Origin of the sequence: Gordonia aurantiaca (assembly GCF_039939235.1) — a bacterium.
Classification (GTDB): domain Bacteria; phylum Actinomycetota; class Actinomycetes; order Mycobacteriales; family Mycobacteriaceae; genus Gordonia.
The window spans coordinates 110,618-128,351 of the sequence record NZ_JBDUUF010000006.1 but is presented as its reverse complement, the minus strand read 5'-3'; the positions used below and the strand labels follow the sequence as shown (position 1 = coordinate 128,351).

Below are 17,734 nucleotides of genomic sequence, written 5' to 3'. Positions count from 1 at the left end.
AGATCGCGAGAGAGGAAGCCATGAGCGCCGCTACGAGCACCGTCGTCGTCATCGACCACCCGCTGGTGCAGCACAAGCTGACCCTGATGCGTCGGAAGGACACCTCCACCAACGATTTCTGCCGTCTGCTGACCGAGATCTCCACACTGATGGCCTACGACGTGCTGCGGGACATCCCGATGCACGATGTCACGATCGAGACCCCGCTCGAGACCACCACAGCCGCCGAGATCGATGGAAAGAAGCTGGTCTTCGCCGCGGTCCTGCGCGCCGGGGCCGGCATCGCCGACGGCATGCTCACGGTCGTCCCGGGCGCCCGGGTCGGGCACATCGGGCTCTACCGTGACCCGAAGACGATGGTCGTCGTCGAGTACTACTTCAAGATGCCGTCGGACCTCGACGAACGCGACGTGGTGATCGTCGACCCGCTGCTGGCGACCGGGTTCTCGGCGGTCGCGGCGATCGACCGCGTGAAGGAGTACGGCCCGAAGTCGATCAAGTTCGTGTGTCTGGTCGCATGCCCGGAGGGCATCGCCGTGTTGCACGACGCCCATCCGGAGGTACCGGTCTACACCGCGAGCGTCGACCGGGAACTCGACGAGAACGGTTTCATCCGACCGGGACTCGGGGACGTGGGTGATCGGGTGTTCGGGACTGCGTGAGCAGCCCTCGTTCCGAGACATGCCGTGCCACGGCGACCGGGCTCCCGACGCGGTGTGGGCGACGCCGCTCGAACGCTGCACGATCACGTCACCGCGACCGGGTGCGCAACGAGCAGGGGTCACGACGAGCGGGGACGTCGTGGTGCCGCCGGGGCGGTGCGGCCACGGCGCCCGGCGTCGCGCCCATGCGCGACCCCCGACGGACGAGTGCGCCGACGTGACCGAGAATGATGCAATGCCCGCCGCCGCGACCGTCGCCGAACGCCTCGAACAGCACCAGGTCGCGCTGTATCTCCTGGCCATCGGCGCAGGTGTCGCACTCGGGTTCGCCGCGCCGTCGGCGGCGGGGTCCCTCGACGTCGTGGTCACGCCGTTCCTCGCCGCACTGCTGTACGTGACCTTCCTGCAGGTGCGCGCCGCCGACCTGGTGGCCTCGCTTCGGGACCGGCGGTTCCTCGGCGCCGTGCTGCTCGTGAACTTCATGGTGGGTCCGCTCGTCGTCGCGGCGCTGTCTCCGCTGTTGCCCGCCGATGACGCGATCCGGGTCGGTGCGCTATTGGTGCTGCTGTGCCCGTGCGTGGATTACGTGGTGGTGTTCAGTGGTCTGGCGGGTGGCGCGAACCAACGCCTGCTGGCCGCCACCCCGTTGCTGTTGCTCGCCCAGATGGTCCTGGTGCCGGTGTATCTCACGCTCATGCTCGGCGACGGACGCGACGTGATCGACCCCGGACCGTTCCTGTGGGCGTTCATCGTGCTCATCGTGCTGCCACTCGCGGTGGCATGGCTGACCCAGGCGTGGGCGGCGCGCAGCACCGCCGGCCGATGGGTGAGCGACGCGGCGTCGCCCACCATGGTGCCGCTGATGATGGCGGTCCTCTTCACCGCGGTGGGTTCGCAGGTGCCGCGGATCGATTCGCGGATCGCCGATCTCGCCGGCGTGATCGCCGTCTATGCGCTGTTCATCGTCGCCATGTGTGTCATCGGACTTCTCGTCGCACGTGGCCTTCGACTGCCGGGCGATTCCGGAACCGCGGTGGTGTTCTCCGGCGTCACCCGCAACTCGCTCGTGGTCCTGCCCCTCGCACTCGCACTTCCCGTGGACGCCGAACTCGCCGCGGCGACCGTGATCACTCAGACGCTGGTCGAATTGATCGCGATGGTGACGATGGTGTGGGCGTTCAAGCGTGCGGCACGTCGACGCTGAGACCCCCGTCCATCGAACTCCGTCCCGTCGCATTCGACTTCTCTTCGCCGGCGAGAAGTCCACGCAGATCGAGACCTCGATGACCTGCGCGGCACGCCGGACCTGCCGCTGATGGCCTGACCGGCCCTCACACCTCGCCCGCATCGTGCATGAGGATCGCCACCTGCACGCGGTTGGAGGCGTCGAGCTTGGTGAAGATGTGGGAGATGTGGGCCTTCACCGTCGCGAGACTCATGTAGAGGCGTTCGGCGATCTCGGCGTTCGACGCGCCGCGCGCGAGTTCGACCGCGACGTCCTTCTCGCGCGCGGTGAGTGTGGCGATTCTGGTTGCCGCAGAGGCGGATCGGGCTCCCCCACCGTCGACGACCTGTTTGATCAGCGCCGCCGTGACCGAGGGGCTCAGCGCGGGTTGTCCGGCGAGCACGTTGTGGATGGCGGCGACGATCTCGTCGGGCGGGGTGTCCTTGAGGAGGAAGCCGTCGGCCCCCATGGCGAGTGCGCGGACCACGAAGTCGTCGGCGTCGAAGGTGGTCAAGACGATCACCGCGGGCGGATTCTCCGTCGCCTTGAGGCGGCCGGTGGCCGCGATTCCGTCGAGCACCGGCATCCGCAGGTCCATCAGCACCAGGTCCACCGGATCGGCACCGTGGCTGTCGAGGGCCTCCTGGCCGTTCGCGGCGTCGGCGACGATCTCCAGTCCCGGGTCGCCGCCGAGGAGGAGCCTGAGGCCCGATCGGACCAACGGGTCGTCGTCGACGATCATGATGCGCGCGGTCATGCCTGCCACGGTAGCCAGACGTGGAGCAGGAATCGCTTGTCCTCGCTGACCGTGGCCGACTGGCGGCCGCCCTGCAGGCCGACGCGCTCGGCGAGACCGACCAGACCGAACCCGGGGACCGGGGCGGTGGCGGGCGCCGACAGGGGCAGGGGGTTCTCCACGAGCAGGTCGATGCCATGGTCCTCCCCGCCGCGGATGTGCAGCGTGACCGGCACGTTCGGCGCGTGCCTGCGAGCGTTGGTGAGCGCCTCCTGGACGCACCGGTACAGGGTGCGGGCGATCGCCGGGGGAAGTGTGGCGACGTCGATCTCGCAGCGGGAGTCGATCCGCATCCCGAGCGTGCGGGCCTCTTCCACCAGAGCCGGGATGTCCGGGGCCTGCTGCTGCGGCTCCTCGGGCTCGGCGTCGCCGGGCCCCTCACGCAGCACTCCGAGGACCTCGCGCAGTTCGGTCAGTGCCAGGTGCGAGGTCTCCTGGATCGTCTTGGCGGTCTCGCGAACCTGTTCCCCGGTGAGATCGGTGCGGTATGCGAGCGCACCGGCGGACATACTCATCGCCGAGATCCGGTGGGCGAGGATGTCGTGCATCTCGCGAGCGATCCGTGCCCGCTCCATCGAGCGTGCCTGCTGAACCCGGGCCTGCTGTTCGGCCTCCGACGCCAGCGCCCGGGCCCGCCAACTGGCCAGCAGTTCACGGCGAGACCCGATGTACATGCCCCAGGCCACCATCGCCGCCGTGGCCGCGGCGGTGACGGCGTACTGCACGAGAACCGGGTCGTCCTCCTCGGCGGGCGTGGAGAAGAACTCGACGGCAACCACGTTCGCGACGAGGCACAGGATCGCCAGCGGGATGATCTCGCGCCATCGACGTCGCGTCGACACCGATACCAGCGCGAGGACCGCCGGCCCCAGTGAGGTCGCCGACACGACGCCCACGACGTTGGTGAACACGGCGACGGCGACCGGAAACCGGCGTCGCCACCAGATGACGGCGTACGACACCGCGCCGAGCGCGAGGTCGAGGAAGAACCACCACCGCACCTCGTCCCAGAGATAATCGGCGCGGGAACCGAAGGCGACCACCGAGATCAGCAGCATCAGGGCCAGCCGCCAGGTGTGACCGGCCCACGTCAGCCGGGGTTGGTACTGCTCGGGTTGCACGTCCACAACCGTAGTCGGATTTGTCGGTTCCGGCGTCCGACCATCGTCTGGCGCGCTCTACGACTTTCGGCTGATGGACTTCCGTCCCCGCGGCCGATGTGTGCGGGACCCGCGGCGGACCACGATGGACGCCATGATCACAGTCCAGAACCTCACGAAGCGCTACGGCGACCACGTCGCGGTGGACGATGTCTCGTTCACGTGCCGGCCGGGTCAGGTGACCGGGTTCCTCGGCCCGAACGGGGCGGGCAAGTCGACGACGATGCGGATCATCGCCGGGCTCACCCCGGCGACGTCGGGAACCGCGCAACTGTACGGCGTGGACTACCGGTCGATCCCGAATCCCGCCACCCAGGTCGGTGTTCTGCTCGACGCGTCCGCACAGCACGCCGGCCGCACCGGCGCAGAGATCCTGCGGCTCGCCGCGATGACGATGGGCATCGGTTCCGACCGCGTCGACGAGATGCTCGAAATGGTCAGCCTCACACCGGAAGAGGCGAACCGCCGGGTCCGCAATTATTCCCTCGGCATGCGGCAGCGGCTCGGTATCGCGGCCGCGTTGCTCGGCGACCCCAAGATCCTCATCCTCGACGAGCCGGCCAACGGACTCGACCCGGCCGGCATCCACTGGATGCGAACCCTGTTGCGCGACTACGCAGATCGGGGCGGAACCGTTCTCTTGTCGTCGCACCTGCTGCACGAGATCGAGATCATCGCCGACGACATCGTCGTCATCGGCGGCGGGCGGATCGTCGCGCAGGGCACGAAGGCAGAACTGCTCGCGGGTGCGGGCACCCGGGTGCACTCGCTCGACGACGAGGCCCTACTGCAGGCGCTGACGGCCGCGGGGATCGTGGCACGCCCGTCCGCCTCGGGCGGTCTCGACGTCGAGGCCGAGCCCGTCGAGGTCGGGCGGGCCGCCGCCGCGATCGGCGTCGTCCTCACCGAATTGCGGCCCGCCGACGGCGCGCAGCTCGAGGAGATGTTCCTGCAGCTCACCGCCGACACCCAGCGTGAAACCACCACCCTCGAAGGAGCCCTCCGATGACCGTCGCCGACTTCCGGGCACCGCTTCCGCCCACCGCCGGGATCGATGTCGACCGCCCGGGTATCCCGTTCACACGTCTCGTCAGGGTCGAGCTGAGGAAACTCGTCGACACCCGGGCCAGCTTCTGGCTGACCGCGTCGATCGCGCTCATCTCGGTGATCATCACCGTCGCGATGCTGATCGCGAACCGGAACACCCCGGAGAACCTCGATCTCGGTGAGTTCTTCGGCATGATGAACATCCCGACGGCGATCATCCTGCCGATCCTGGCGATCCTGCTGGTCACCGGTGAATGGAGTCAGCGAACCGCGTTGACCACCTTCACGATCGAGCCGCGCCGCCAACGCATCATCGGCGCCAAACTCGTGGCGTCGGTCATCACCGCGGTGGCCGCGGTCGCGATCGCGCTGGTGCTCGGCGTGATCGGCAACGGCATCGCGGCGATCGCCTTCGCCGACCCCGCAGGAGCCTGGGAGCTCGGGATGGCCGGGTTCGTGAATTCCTTTGTGATCCAGGCGTTCGGACTGTTGCTGGGATTCGCCTTCGCGGCACTGATCCTCAACACCCCGGGTGCGATCGTCGCCTACTTCGCGCTCCCGACCGCCCTGTCGGTGGTCAGCGAACTGGTCCCCTGGTTCAAAGACAATCTCGGCCAGTGGATCGACACCACGCTCACGCAGATGCCGTTCCAGTCCGGCGAGTGGGCCACCGGCGGTGAGTGGGCCCGCCTGCTGGTGTCCGCGATCGTGTGGATCGTGATCCCCCTCGGACTCGGCATCGTTCGGGTGATGAGGTCGGAGATCAAGTAACCCGACGACAAACGGCCGGCGCGGGTACCACCGGTGACGAGGGGTCGCCGGCGGTACCCGCGGTGTCGGCACCGGCCCGGTATCACCGGCGAATTCCTCGCGATCCCGGCCACCTGGACGAAGATCCGTCGCCGCCCGGCCGGACGCCGGAGAAGACCGAGACCCCGTTGGCGAACCGGGACCGTGCGCGGGTGGCAACCGAGTGCGTCTCTCACGCCGAGACGGGACACTCCCCCATCCACCGTGGAGCAGAGATCCCCGGTTCCCGACGACGTGTGGTGTCTGGGGCCGTATGTGTCTGGGGCCGGTGTATCCGACGAGCGGGGAGGCGGGGCGTTCCCCTCTTCTCACCGGGTCAGTGTCCTTCGTGCGTGGCGAGGTAGGACGCGATCATGTCGCGTGCGCACCCTCCTCATCAGAACCGGTTCAACCGGTTCCGGATTACTTGCACACCTTCCCGCCGACAAGCCACATCCCGGCCGTCAGCGCGTGGAAGCGCGCAGGTTCTGCTTCTTCTGCCGGTTGCCGCAGTAGTTCATCGAGCACCCACGGCGCGTGCCCGCACGACTCGTGTCGACGTACAGGCCGCGACACTCCGGCCGCGCACATGCGCGCACCCGCGTTCGCGACTCGCCGCCGAGCACCCGGACGGCGTCATCGGCGATGACCCCGAACAGACTGTCGACCCAACTCCTCGAAGGCAGGCACCAGGTGGCGCGGCCGTGTTCGAGGGTCAGGTGGCCGGCCCCGGCGACGGAGAACTCGTTGAGCCGGTCGACGTCGGCGGGGTCGGATTCTCCGTCGGTCGACGTCGGCGGGGTCGGATTCTCCGTCGGTCGCCGTCGCCGTTCCGATCCGGTGGATGACCTCCCGCAGCTCCCGCGCGCGCACCAGGTCGCCTTCGGCGAGTTCACGGGGCGGGGCCCGAAGCCGTTCAGCTCGAACCAGGTCGCCGGCGACGTCGGCGTGACGAGTCGTTCCACCGCGACACCGAAGCTGTCGATGAGTGTGGCCGTGAACCGGAACGCCGGCACGGGGTTGTCCAGCCGGAACTGCGAAGCACGGCCATCCATGCGATCGCTCCCCTCTCGGTCGAACCCACTCCAACAATCGATCCCGAACCACCTTGAGGAGTTCGGCGAGAGGGCTGAGGAGTTCAGAGGGCGCGGTTCCACGACGACGGGTCCGACCGTCGATGCCCGCACGGGGTCTCCGAGACGGGGAACCTCGCTTTCGTCGGCCTGCCCGCCGTCAGGTGCGACCGGCGTCAGGCGCGGACGGCGGGAGTCCAGGCGAGGATCAGATCGACGAGCCCGGGGAAGCGGGCGTCGAGGTCGTCGAGGCGGACCCGACTGCGGCGTTCGAGGCCGTACTGGCGTTGCGTGATGACACCGGCTTCGCGCAGGGCCTTGAAGTGGTGGGTGAGGGTGGACTTCGGACGGTCGAAGCCAAACCAGCCGCAGGTGTGGTCGTAGTACTCGGATTCGGTGAGAAGCCGCTGCACGATCGTCAGGCGGAGCGGTTCGGAGAGTACCGCGAAGACCTTCTCCAAGCGGATGTCCTCGCGAGCCGGTTCGGGCAGCGGCGCCGGCAGGTCGTCCGGAGTCTTCTCGTCGCGGTAGGTCATCGCGAGTGCCCTCATGCCCTCATCATACCCGTTGTACGACTTGATTCGTACCGTCGATTCTGTTCGACTATTTCCGAACCGATACGAATCAACTCGAACTGGAGGTGGGATGAGAACGGACACCAGCGGGCGCGCTGGGACACGGCTGGGGTGGTCGGTTGCGGCGGCGGGCACGGTTACCGCGGTGTTCGCGCTATCGAACGCGCCGACACCGCTCTACGTGCGATGGCAGGACGAGTGGGGGTTCTCCTCGGCCACGCTCACGGTGATCTTCGCCGCGTACATCGCCGGGCTCATCATCACGTTGTCGGTCGCGGGGCGGATCGCGGACCGGTACGGCAGGCGCCTCGTGCTCGTGCCCGGTGTGCTGCTCGCGGTGTTTTCCAGCGTGCTGTTCCTGCTCGCGCGGGACGTGGTGTGGTTGCTGGTCGCACGCCTGCTCGCCGGAATCTCCGTCGGCGCCGCCGTGACGGCGGGGATGGCGGCGGTGGTCGACCTCGCTCCCACCCGCTCCCGACATCAGGCGTCGCTGCTGTCCTCGGCCTCGATGGTCTTCGGCGCCGGTCTGGGGCCGCTCGTCTCGGGACTACTGGCGCAACTACTCGACCGTCCGCAGAGCACGGTGTTCGTGATCATGACCGCGGCCACCTCCGCGGGCGCGATCCTCGCCCTGCTTCTGCCGTTGATGCGCCCCGCGCCGACTCCCCGGCGCCGGTGGCAGTTCCCGAGCCCGCCGCCGGAGCACCGCCGCGAGGTGGCGTGGGGCATTGCGACGTTCGCCCCCGGCATCACCGCGACCTCCTTCGTGCTCTCCCTCGGCCCCTCCGTGTTGCGTGAGGCGATCGGGGTCACGAACTCACTCGCGGCGGGCGCGATCGCGTGCGCGATGTTCCTGGCCGCCACGGGTGTCCAGTTCGCACTCTCCCGGCTGACCACCCGTACGCACCTGTTGCTCAGCTCGGTGGCCGCCGTCGTCGGTATGGTCCTGCTCGGACTCTCGGTGACGGTCCTGCCCTCCCCCGTCGTGTTCGCGGTGTCGGCGCTGCTCTCCGGTGTCGCGCAGGGCCTCGGGCAGCTCGCGGGGCTGACGCTGATCGCCACCCGCATCCCCGTCACCCGGCGCGCGGAGTCGAACGCGGCCCTGAACATCGCCGGTTACATCCCCGCCGCCGCGCTTCCCATCGCCACCGGCCATCTCGCCGACACGTGGGGACTCCCCTCCGCGGTGCTCGCCTTCGCCGGCATCCTCGGTCTCACCGCCATCGTCGCCCTGGTCGTGGTCCGCGCGCGCACCGGCTCTCATCCGGACGTCGTCGAGCCCGAACCGGTCGCGGCGGAACGGAGCGAACAGCGGTCGGAGTAGCACTCGTCGTCGTGGCCCATCGGGACCTGTCGCGGTCGCGCGTCAACGCGGCCTCGACCCGCGCGCTGCCGGAAGACGGCCGCACCACAGTTCGCATCCCGGCCGACACATTCGTTCGGCGACGGGTTCGACGCGGTCGAGGTGACGGCGCTGCGGGTGGGCATGGGCTCGGTATTGCAGTCGAAATCCCCGGATCCCGGTGACCTGGACGAAGATCCGTCAACGGTGCGGCCGGACACCGGGAAGACCAAGGAGCCCCGTCGCCGAACCGGGACCGATGCCGGCCCAGCGTCCGGCCGACCGCAGCAATTTCGGTCGGGTCGAACGGAACCCCGGCCGGCCATACTCGATGCGTGACGACCTCCGACACCCCGACGCCCGGTGATCGCGACCGACTGCGCGAGTTGCTCGAAGCCGTGCTGTCCGACGAGCACTCGACACTCGAGGAAATGGCGACCGGCGCCTACTCGTCACCGTTCCATTTCGCGCGGCAGGTCAGCCGGGGAGCGGGTGAATCGCCGGTGGCGTTGCGCAGGCGGGTTCTGCTCGAACGTGCGGCGTGGCTGCTGCAGCGTGGCAGGACGGTGACCGAGGTGGCGTTCGAGTCCGGATACGAGTCGGTCGACGGGTTCGCCCGCGCCTTCGGCCGTGCGTTCGGGTTCAGCCCGAGTCGCGCGGCGTCGGAACGAGCGCAGTCGTCCGGTGGACACAGCCACTGGTTGCCGGCACCCAACGGCATCCACTTCCACTCCCCCACGGCGCTGTACGTCGACAGCGGCACGCCGACGGTGGAGAGCGCCGGCGACATCGTGATGCTGATGGTCCGACACGACCTCGACGACGTCGACGCCCTGCTCGATGCCGCGAAAGCCGTCGACGACGCGGAGTGGACGCGCAGACGTCTGCCAGGTCATCAGAACCTGGTGTGGAGTGGGCCGGAAGAGTCTCTCGCGCAGGTGTTCTCGCATCTCGTCGCCGACAAACTACCCTGGCTGGCGACGATCGAGGGCGCCGACACGCCGCCGGATCCGCCGTCGGACCTGACCGGGCTCGTCGAACTGCACCGGCAGATCACTCCCCGGTGGCTCGCCCTGATCCGGGACATCCGTCGTCGAAATGCCTGGCAGGACAGTGTTATCGACGCACTGTGTGATCCACCCGAATCGTTTCTGCTCGCCCAGATCGTCGCACACGTCCTGACCTTCTCCACGCATCGCCGCCAGCTCGCGCGGTGGATGCTGCGCGACGCCGGCGTCGACGTCGCCCATCTCGACCCCGATCCGATCACATGGCACCGCAAACATTCCGGAGGATTCTGATGGCATTTCGCTACTACACCGCGACCACCCTCGACGGGTTCCTCGCCGACGACCACGACAGCCTCGACTGGCTGCTCGGCCAACCCATCGACGAGAACGGCCCGATGAGCTACGACGACTTCTTCGCGAACGTCGGGATTGCGGTGATGGGATACACGACCTATCGGTGGCTGCTCGACAACGAGCTCGCGGAGGGCAAACCGTGGCCGTACGAGATCCCGTCCTTCGTGTTCACACATCGGGCGATCGAGCCCGTCCACGACTCGATCACCGTGGTCAGCGGCGATCCCGCCGAGCATCGGGAACGTCTGCTCGATGTGAGCGGCGGCAAGGACGTGTGGATTGTCGGCGGCGGTGATCTGGCCGCTCAGTTCGCCGAGGCCGGGATGCTCGACGACATGATCGTGTCGATCGCGCCGGTCACCCTGGGATCCGGGCGTCCGCTCTTCCCGCGCCGATTCGACCTGGATCTGCAGGAGTTCGACCGCAACAAGGCCTTCCTGTGTGCGCGTTACTCGATCGTCGGCCCGCGGAAGGCGCCCGGCGACGCCGCCGACACGGCGTCCGCGGGCGCGTCGGCCACCTAGCCCTCGCCCACCGACCGGCGCAACACCTCGGATTTCTCCCCGCGCGCCCACTTCGGCAGGATGAAGATGCCCTCGGCCTCGGCGGTGACCTTGTCTCCGACCGAGATGGAGCCGGTGACAAAGGTTTTCACGCCCTCGACCCGGTTCACACGCGCCTCGCCGCGGATGCGGCCGAGCGGGGTCGCACTCCGGTAGCGGACGGTGAGGGTGCCGGTCATACCCGGGACCTGCTGGTACTCGGCGGTCGAACCGAGCAACTGGTCGAGGATCAACGCCAGCACCCCGCCGTGCACGAGACCGGCCGGGCCCTCGTACGCCGCCCCCAACTCGACCTCGGTCCAGCTGAGGTCGGGTTCGTGGTTGAGCACCACCGGCGGGGCGATCGGGTTGCGCCGACCAAGGACCGCGTTGCCCCACGACCGCTTGGTGCCGTCGGCGTTGAACCGGATGCCGAATGCGCCGGGCAGTTGTTCCTTGCGGAGAATCGCCGTGGCGGCCTCGATCAGGCGGCGCGCTTCGGCGATGTCGGTCTCGTCCACCTCCGTGCGCACCGTGGCGTCGATCAGCTCCCGCACGCTTTCCGCGATCGACGACGCGAGCTCCGACTTGTGCGCGAGCTCCTCGGGAGAGAGATCCTCCTGGATGTATCCGCTCATGCGTCCATCTAACAGAGGTCCCGGCGGTCATGCCCGCGGGGGTCGGCGCGGCGGGAAATCGCGGCGCCGGTCCGGGCACGAGACCTACTGACCGCCGAGTAAGCTGCGTCGCATGACTGACCAAGCCTGGAATGACCGTGACTGGATCGCGTTCGACGTCACCGTCGCCGACGACATCGCCGAGGTCTCCCTCAAGGGCCCCGGCAAGGGCAACGCCATGGGCCCGGACTTCTGGCGCGAGCTGCCGGAGATCTTCGGGCACATCGACACCGATCCCGCGGTCCGCGCGGTCGTGCTGACCGGGTCGGGCAAGCACTTCTCCTACGGGCTCGACCTCGTCGCCATGGGCGGCACCCTCGCCGGCGTCCTGGCCGACAATGCCAAGGCCGCGGCGCGCACCGAGTTCCTGGATTCGCTGCGCAAGCTGCAGGCCGCGATCACCGCGGTCGCAGACTGTCGCAAGCCGGTCGTCGCCGCCGTCTCGGGCTGGTGCATCGGCGGTGGCGTCGACCTGATCTGCGCCGCCGACGTCCGTTACGCCAGCGCCGACGCCAGGTTCAGCATCCGCGAGATCAAGGTCGGCATGGTCGCCGACGTGGGCACCTTCGCCCGGCTGCCGTTCATCATCGGCGACGGTCACATGCGCGAGCTCGCCCTGACCGGCCGCGACTTCGACGCCGCGCACGCCGAGAAGATCGGCCTGGTCAATGCGGTCGCCGACGACCAGGCCGCCGTGCTGGCGCAGGCGCGCGCCACCGCGCGCGAGATCGCCGACAACCCGCCGCTGGTCGTCCACGGCATCAAGGCCGTGCTCGACCACACCCGCAGTGCCGCTGTCCACGACAGCCTGCGGTATGTGGCGGCCTGGAATTCGGCGTTCCTCCCCAGCGAGGACCTGCAGGAGGCCATCACCGCCGTCTTCGAGAAGCGCAAGCCGGAGTTCAAGGGTCGCTGAGACTCAGAGCCGTGCGACGTGCACCTCGGCCGACAGCGGATGGCCGGCGTCGAGATCGATGAGCCCCCGTACCCCGTCGAGGGGGCGACCGTACGGCGGCGCGACGTCGACGCCGGGCGCCCGCTCGGAGACGACCTCGACGAACCGCTCGCGGAGCCTGTCGTTGGCCGTCATGACACTGCCCATCCAACTGATCCGCGCCGACTCTCCCGGGCGGTGACCGCTGCGCGCCAGCGCGGTCACCGCCGAGTGGGCGAGTTCGGCCGCGGCGTCGTCGACGATGCGCCGGGCGACCACGTCACCGGACCGTGCCGCCTCGTCGACCATCCTCGCGAAACCCGCGACCAGCGCGACGCGCGCCGGGTCTCCCTGGACCACCATGTAGAGCTCGGGCAGCGGACCGAACAGGTCGGCGGCGTGCTCCTGCAGCACCGTGGCGTCGCCGCGTCCGTCGAGAGCCCGTAACGCGGCGTCGATCCCGGCCCGGCCCATCCAGTAGGCGCTCCCGGCGTCGCCGAACAGGTATCCCCAGCCGTCGACCCGGTGCACGCCCGCCCGCCCGACGCCGAGCGTGACGACGCCCGTGCCGACCGCGGTGACCACACCGGGTTCGCCGGCGTTGGCGGCGAGATATGCGGTCACCGAATCATGGGACAGCACAACGGCATTCACCCCGATATCGGTCAGCGACGCGAGCAGCGCCGACGGCCGCGCGGCCTGCGGGGTGAGACCGGTGATCCCGGCGGCCAGGATCCAGTCGCCGGAGCCGATGCCGGCCTCGTCCACGACGCCGCGCACGGCCTGCCCGATCTGCTCGACCACCGGACGGTCGGTGCGGACCGGCCCGAGTTCCCGATCGTCGATCACCCGGCCGCCGTCACCCGCGGACGACTCGATGCGCAGGCGCGTACCCGTCTGACCGCCGTCGATGAGGAAGTATCCCGTCGCATGCTCGCCCACGATCGCAACGGTATCCCCTCCGGCGGGCCGAGCGACCGATCGTCGACTGTCGACGCGTCGAGTGGTCGTGTAAGACTGGGCAGATGAAGGTGCGGCGCAGCCTTGCGATCAAGATCGGATCGATTCCCTGGATGCCTCGTTATCTCCCGCAGATCGTGATGGGTGACAACGCCATTCAGACGGTCACCCGCAATCGGGTGACCCTCCTCGACATCGCCGACCTTCCCAACATCACCATCAAGGTCCCCGGCCGCAAGACCGGCGCCCTCCGCGTCACCCGATTGCTCGCGGTCCCCGACGGTGACGACTGGCTCATCGCCGGCTCCTACTTCGGCGGACCCAAGATGCCGGCCTGGGTGTACAACATCCGCGCGGCAGACCAGATCGAGATCGTGGTCCACGGTGAGACCTCCACCGCGGTGCCGACCGAACTCGAGGGCGACGAGCGGGCCGAGGCGTGGCAGAAGCTACGCACCGTGTGGCCGAACTTCGATCTCTATGAGAAGCGCACGGAGCGACGGATTCCCGTCTTCCGGATCCGCCCGGTCTGATGTAATGACCGGAGGTGCGGGTTGCCACGTCGACCCTTGTGCGGCGGGTCACGGGCTCGCGCCTGTTCGATCCACGTGAGGGTCACGCGGCCGGTTCGGCGCTGAACGTCGGCGGCCCGGCGGTCAGGTCGACCTCACCGACCAGGTACTGGTCGTCGGTCGTCTCGACCCGAGGACCGTTCTCGTCGTATTCGGGCGTGTAGGAGACGCGCCATTCGACGGCGCCCGCGACGTCGACCACCCCGCCGGGGCGTCGGAGCAGATACCGCAGGCCGGAGAGGTCGGTCGGCGCCGTCCAGCGAACGTTGCCGTCGACAGCGGAACGGTGTAGCCGCTGGGTACAGCCGTCGACATCGGAACCCGCGTCGGCGCGGGTGGACGCGGCGCATCGGGTGAGGTATGCCGACACCGCGTCGGTGACCGCGGACACCCCAGTAGGGCTCAGTTCGGCCACGACCGTCACCGACACCGGGGCTTGCGGGGTCAGCGGCGGGTCGTCGACAGCGGTGGCGGTGAAGTCGGTGTCGCGGGAGCCCCATCGCAACGGTCCGGGGAAGACGTGCACCGTATCCCCCTGCTCCACCTCGGCGCCGAAGAGGGTCGGGCGTGGGACCTGCAGCGATTCGATGTGCACGGCGATCGCGCCGTCGACGACGGCCCAGCCGTCACCGGCGCGCCGCGTCGCGATCTCGGTGTCCACCTCCCGGCCGCCGATCCGGTAGCGCGCACGGACGACGCCGACCTGCTCACCCGCCTCCCCTGTCTCGGCATCGGCGACCTCGATGTCGCTGATCGGGGCGTCGGACCGCTGCTGTCGGAGGGTGCGGTCGGTGAGGAACCGTTCGTCGGGACGCGGATAGATCACCGACAGCGCGTGCGACGCGTCGGCGTCGGCCAGGGCCGTCAGATAGGTGCGGACGGCCTCGCCGGGCGTGCGGGCGTGTTCGTCCTCGCGGGACAGGCCCACGAGGAGCACGGACACCAGCACGACCGCGAGCAGCAGCGCCCCGATCCCGAAGAGGATCGTCCATGCGCGGCGGCTCATCGGCGCCGCCGCGCATGGACGTCGGCCAAGGCGCCGATCAGGACGCGTTTCCGCCGGTGAACGACTCGGTGAGCCGGCCGGCGAGCAGCTTCGCGAACTCCGCCGGATCCTCGAGTTCACCGCCCTCGGCGATCACCGCCATGCCGTAGACGAGCTTCGCGACGGGCTCCAGCTTCTCGCGGTCACCGTCGGCGAATGCCTTGTTGAGCTCGGTGATCAGCGGGTGGTCCGGGTTCAGCTCCAGGGCGCGCTTGGTCTTGGGCAGGGTCTGGCCCGAAGCGCGGTACAGCTTCTCCAACTGCGGCGACATCGACCAGGTGTCACCGACGAGGCAGGCCGGGGACTCGGTGAGGCGCGAGGACAACCGGGTCTCGCTGACGTCGTCGGACAGCGTCTCGGTCATCCACTTCATCAGATCCTCGAAGGCCTTGTTCTGCTCCTCCTTGGCCTTCTCGTCCTTTTCCTCGTCGTCATCGTCGAGATCGACCGCACCCTTGGCGATGGACTGGAAGCGCTTGCCCTCGAACTCGACACCGGAGGTCACCCACATCTCGTCGACCGGGTCGGACAGGATGAGCACCTCGATGCCCTTGGCGCGGAACGCCTCCATGTGCGGCGAGTTGACGATCTGCTGGCGCGACTCGCCGGTCATGTAGTAGATCGCGTCCTGGCCACTCTTCATCCGGCCGACGTAGTCGGCGAGCGTCGTCGGTTCCTCCTCGGAGTTCGTGCTCTGGAAGACCGACGCCTTGAGCAGTGCCTCACGGTTGTCGAAATCGTTGACGAGGCCTTCTTTGAAGACCCGGCCGAACACGTCCCAGAACTTGCGGTAGTCCTCGGGACGGGTGTCGCGCATCTCGGTGATCGTCGAGATGACCTTCTTGGTGAGGCGACGGCGGATCGCGCGGATCTGGCGGTCCTGCTGCAGGATCTCGCGGGAGACGTTGAGCGAGAGGTCTGCGGCGTCGACGACGCCCTTGACGAACCGCAGGTACTCGGGCATGAGTTCCGCGCAGTCGTCCATGATGAACACGCGCTTGACGTACAGGTGGATGCCCACCTTGGAGTCGCGCATGAACAGGTCGAACGGCGGCTGCGTCGGGATGAACAGCAGGGCCTGGTATTCGAAGGTGCCCTCGGCCTGCAGCGTGATGGTCTCCAGCGGGGAATCCCAGGCGTGCGAGACGTGCCGGTAGAACTCCTGGTACTCCTCGTCGGAGACCTCCGAGCGCGGCTTGGCCCACAGGGCCTTCATCGAGTTGACGGTCTCCTCCTCGACGACCGTCTTGGTCTCGGGAGTCTTCTTCTCGCCGGACTCCTGGTCACCGTCGCCCTCCGACTCCGGCTTCTCCACCGGGACGGTCTTCTCGACGTCCATCCGGATGGGCCAGGCGATGAAGTCGGAGTACCGCTTCACCAGCTGACGCAGCTTGGTCTTGTCGGTGTAGTCGTAGAGGTGGTTCTCGGTGTCGACGGGCTTGAGGTGCAGCGTGACCGCGGTGCCCTGGGGTGCGTCGGGCACCTCGTCGATCGTGTAGGTGCCGTCCCCGGTCGACTCCCACCGGGTGCCGGTGGTCTCGCCGGCCTTCCGGGTCACCAGCGTGACCTTGTCGGCGACCATGAAGGTCGAGTAGAAGCCGATGCCGAACTGGCCGATGAGCTCCTCGGCCGCGGCTTCCGACAGCCCCTTCTCCCGGGCCTCGGCGAGCGAACGGCGCAGTTCGGCGGTGCCGGACCGGGCGAGGGTGCCGATGAGCTCGATGACCTCGTCACGGCTCATGCCGATGCCGTTGTCGACCACAGTGAGCGTGCGCTTCTCGGCGTCCGGGACGAGCTTGATGTGCAGGTCGGAGGTGTCGACGTCGAGGTCCTTGTCGACCAGCGACTCCAGGCGCAGCTTGTCGAGGGCGTCGGACGCGTTCGAGATCAGCTCGCGAAGGAAGCTGTCCTTGTTCGAATAGATCGAGTGGACCATGAGATCCAGCAGCTGCCGCGTCTCCGCTTGGAACTCATGAACTTCGGGCGCAACGCTCATCGCAGTCCTCCGTGTTCTGTTCTTCCATGTTCTGTTCTCGCCTGATGTGGTCTCGGCGGACGTGTGCACGGCACGCGCTGACGCCCGGCGCGACACGTCGTCACGGACACCGACTTTACCGAGCACCGGAGTGGCTACCCTGGGTCGGGACCGACTACCCCGAATGTGGATCGAACCCGTCGGGTCGATGCACCGGGAACGATCAGGAAGCCAGGTGGATGGGTACACCTCGACTGCTGTTGGTGCATGCGCACCCCGACGACGAGTCGCTGTGGACCGGCGGGTTGACCGCCCGTCACGTCGACGCGGGGGGCGAGGCGGATCTCGTGATGTGCACGTGGGCCGAGGGCACCATCCGGCACAAGGAACTCACCGATGCCGTCGACATCCTCGGGATGCCGCGCCCACCGATCATGCTCGGGTACGCCGACGACCGCCGGCCCGAGTCCGCACCCGACACCGAGCGGCTGTGCGCGGCGTCCTTCGACGATCAGGTCCGGACGCTGACCAAGCACATTCGGGACCTGCAGCCGGACATCGTCGTCACCTACGACGCGCTGGGCATCTACGGGCACCCCGATCACATCCACGCGCATCGTCTCGCGGTGGCGGCCGTCGACGCCGCCGCGTCGCACAAGCTCTATCACCGTGCCGGGCCGGCATGGCGGGTCCGTTCCCTGTACTTCGCGACGATCCCCGAGTGGATGATGGACCTGCTCGCACCCAGCCTGTTCCCGGAGATCCCGCGCGAACAGCTGCCCGGGACCCCCGACTCCGACATCGACGTGGTGGTAGACGTCGCCGATCTCGCCGCCCGCAAGAAGGCCGCGGTCGTCGCGCACCGGTCGGAGGCATCGCGCAGCCGCGCCATCTCGGGATTCCTCGGGCTGCCCGACGAGGTGCAGGAGCGCCTGCTGAGCGTCGAGTGCTACCAGCGCCGGGACCTGGTGCCGGGTGGGTGTGAGCTGATCTGAG

The 17,734-nt window shown here is 68.4% G+C and carries 18 protein-coding genes; 10 read left to right on the top strand and 8 right to left on the bottom strand.

The window, feature by feature from the left end; translation table 11 throughout:
• Positions 1–20 precede the first annotated feature (20 nt).
• Entirely contained in the window at positions 21–662 is a 642-nt protein-coding gene (gene upp / locus ABFT43_RS13370; protein ID WP_347960846.1) for a uracil phosphoribosyltransferase, read from the top strand.
• Positions 663–897: 235 nt separating this feature from the next.
• Positions 898–1,866 (top strand): arsenic resistance protein, encoded by a 969-nt coding sequence (locus tag ABFT43_RS13365; protein ID WP_347960845.1) that lies wholly within the window; start codon positions 898–900, stop codon positions 1,864–1,866.
• 127 nt (positions 1,867–1,993) lie between these two features.
• Here the strand turns inward: ABFT43_RS13365 and ABFT43_RS13360 are convergent, their stop codons facing one another.
• Both ABFT43_RS13360 and ABFT43_RS13355 read right to left on the bottom strand, forming a co-directional pair.
• Positions 1,994–2,644 carry a response regulator gene (locus ABFT43_RS13360; RefSeq protein ID WP_109239470.1) on the bottom strand — a complete coding sequence of 217 codons (651 nt, stop codon included), beginning with the start codon at positions 2,642–2,644 and terminating at the stop codon, positions 1,994–1,996.
• Complete coding sequence (locus tag ABFT43_RS13355) at positions 2,641–3,804, bottom strand: sensor histidine kinase (RefSeq protein ID WP_347960844.1); 1,164 nt, start codon at positions 3,802–3,804, stop codon at positions 2,641–2,643. The genes ABFT43_RS13360 and ABFT43_RS13355 overlap by 4 nt, the downstream gene beginning before the upstream one ends.
• A gap of 124 nt (positions 3,805–3,928) precedes the next feature.
• Between ABFT43_RS13355 and ABFT43_RS13350 the strand changes: the two genes are divergently transcribed.
• Positions 3,929–4,852, top strand: coding sequence for an ABC transporter ATP-binding protein (locus ABFT43_RS13350; RefSeq protein WP_109239469.1), 924 nt, complete (start codon positions 3,929–3,931; stop codon positions 4,850–4,852).
• A complete protein-coding gene (locus ABFT43_RS13345; RefSeq protein WP_347960843.1) occupies positions 4,849–5,661 on the top strand; it encodes an ABC transporter permease in 813 nt (270 codons plus the stop codon). Before ABFT43_RS13350 ends, ABFT43_RS13345 begins: the two co-directional genes overlap by 4 nt.
• A 482-nt stretch (positions 5,662–6,143) precedes the next feature.
• On the opposite strand, the gene ABFT43_RS13340 is transcribed toward ABFT43_RS13345, so the two are convergent.
• Positions 6,144–6,734: a CGNR zinc finger domain-containing protein gene (locus ABFT43_RS13340; RefSeq protein WP_347960842.1), complete on the bottom strand. Its 591-nt coding sequence runs from the start codon at positions 6,732–6,734 to the stop codon at positions 6,144–6,146.
• Positions 6,735–6,928: 194 nt separating this feature from the next.
• Entirely contained in the window at positions 6,929–7,303 is a 375-nt protein-coding gene (locus ABFT43_RS13335; RefSeq protein ID WP_109239466.1) for an ArsR/SmtB family transcription factor, read from the bottom strand.
• A 94-nt stretch (positions 7,304–7,397) separates the two neighbouring features.
• Here ABFT43_RS13335 and ABFT43_RS13330 point away from each other — a divergent pair, with 94 nt between their 5' ends.
• From ABFT43_RS13330 to ABFT43_RS13320, 3 genes are all read left to right on the top strand, one after another.
• The gene (locus ABFT43_RS13330) at positions 7,398–8,651 is read left to right on the top strand and encodes an MFS transporter (protein WP_347960841.1); all 1,254 of its coding nucleotides are present in this window, start codon (positions 7,398–7,400) and stop codon (positions 8,649–8,651) included.
• Between the two features lie 353 nt (positions 8,652–9,004).
• Positions 9,005–9,970 (top strand): helix-turn-helix transcriptional regulator, encoded by a 966-nt coding sequence (locus ABFT43_RS13325; RefSeq protein ID WP_347960840.1) that lies wholly within the window; start codon positions 9,005–9,007, stop codon positions 9,968–9,970.
• Positions 9,970–10,557 carry a dihydrofolate reductase family protein gene (locus ABFT43_RS13320; protein ID WP_347960839.1) on the top strand — a complete coding sequence of 196 codons (588 nt, stop codon included), beginning with the start codon at positions 9,970–9,972 and terminating at the stop codon, positions 10,555–10,557. The genes ABFT43_RS13325 and ABFT43_RS13320 overlap by 1 nt, the downstream gene beginning before the upstream one ends.
• Here the strand turns inward: ABFT43_RS13320 and ABFT43_RS13315 are convergent.
• Positions 10,554–11,213 carry a PaaI family thioesterase gene (locus tag ABFT43_RS13315; RefSeq protein WP_347960838.1) on the bottom strand — a complete coding sequence of 220 codons (660 nt, stop codon included), beginning with the start codon at positions 11,211–11,213 and terminating at the stop codon, positions 10,554–10,556. The genes ABFT43_RS13320 and ABFT43_RS13315 overlap by 4 nt on opposite strands.
• A 112-nt stretch (positions 11,214–11,325) precedes the next feature.
• Between ABFT43_RS13315 and ABFT43_RS13310 the strand changes: the two genes are divergently transcribed.
• Entirely contained in the window at positions 11,326–12,168 is an 843-nt protein-coding gene (locus ABFT43_RS13310; protein ID WP_347960837.1) for a crotonase/enoyl-CoA hydratase family protein, read from the top strand.
• Between the two features lie 3 nt (positions 12,169–12,171).
• Here ABFT43_RS13310 and ABFT43_RS13305 read toward each other — a convergent pair whose 3' ends face one another.
• Positions 12,172–13,128: an N-acetylglucosamine kinase gene (locus ABFT43_RS13305; protein ID WP_347960836.1), complete on the bottom strand. Its 957-nt coding sequence runs from the start codon at positions 13,126–13,128 to the stop codon at positions 12,172–12,174.
• 83 nt (positions 13,129–13,211) lie between these two features.
• On the opposite strand from ABFT43_RS13305, the gene ABFT43_RS13300 reads away from it, so the two are divergent.
• Entirely contained in the window at positions 13,212–13,679 is a 468-nt protein-coding gene (locus ABFT43_RS13300) for a nitroreductase family deazaflavin-dependent oxidoreductase (protein WP_347960835.1), read from the top strand.
• 82 nt (positions 13,680–13,761) lie between these two features.
• Here the strand turns inward: ABFT43_RS13300 and ABFT43_RS13295 are convergent, their stop codons facing one another.
• Positions 13,762–14,724 (bottom strand): hypothetical protein, encoded by a 963-nt coding sequence (locus ABFT43_RS13295; protein WP_347960834.1) that lies wholly within the window; start codon positions 14,722–14,724, stop codon positions 13,762–13,764.
• A gap of 37 nt (positions 14,725–14,761) precedes the next feature.
• Positions 14,762–16,759, bottom strand: a complete 1,998-nt coding sequence (htpG, locus tag ABFT43_RS13290) for a molecular chaperone HtpG (protein WP_347960833.1) — start codon at positions 16,757–16,759, stop codon at positions 14,762–14,764.
• Between the two features lie 218 nt (positions 16,760–16,977).
• Between htpG and ABFT43_RS13285 the strand changes: the two genes are divergently transcribed.
• Entirely contained in the window at positions 16,978–17,733 is a 756-nt protein-coding gene (locus tag ABFT43_RS13285) for a PIG-L family deacetylase (RefSeq protein WP_347960832.1), read from the top strand.
• The last annotated feature ends 1 nt before the right edge of the window (position 17,734 follow it).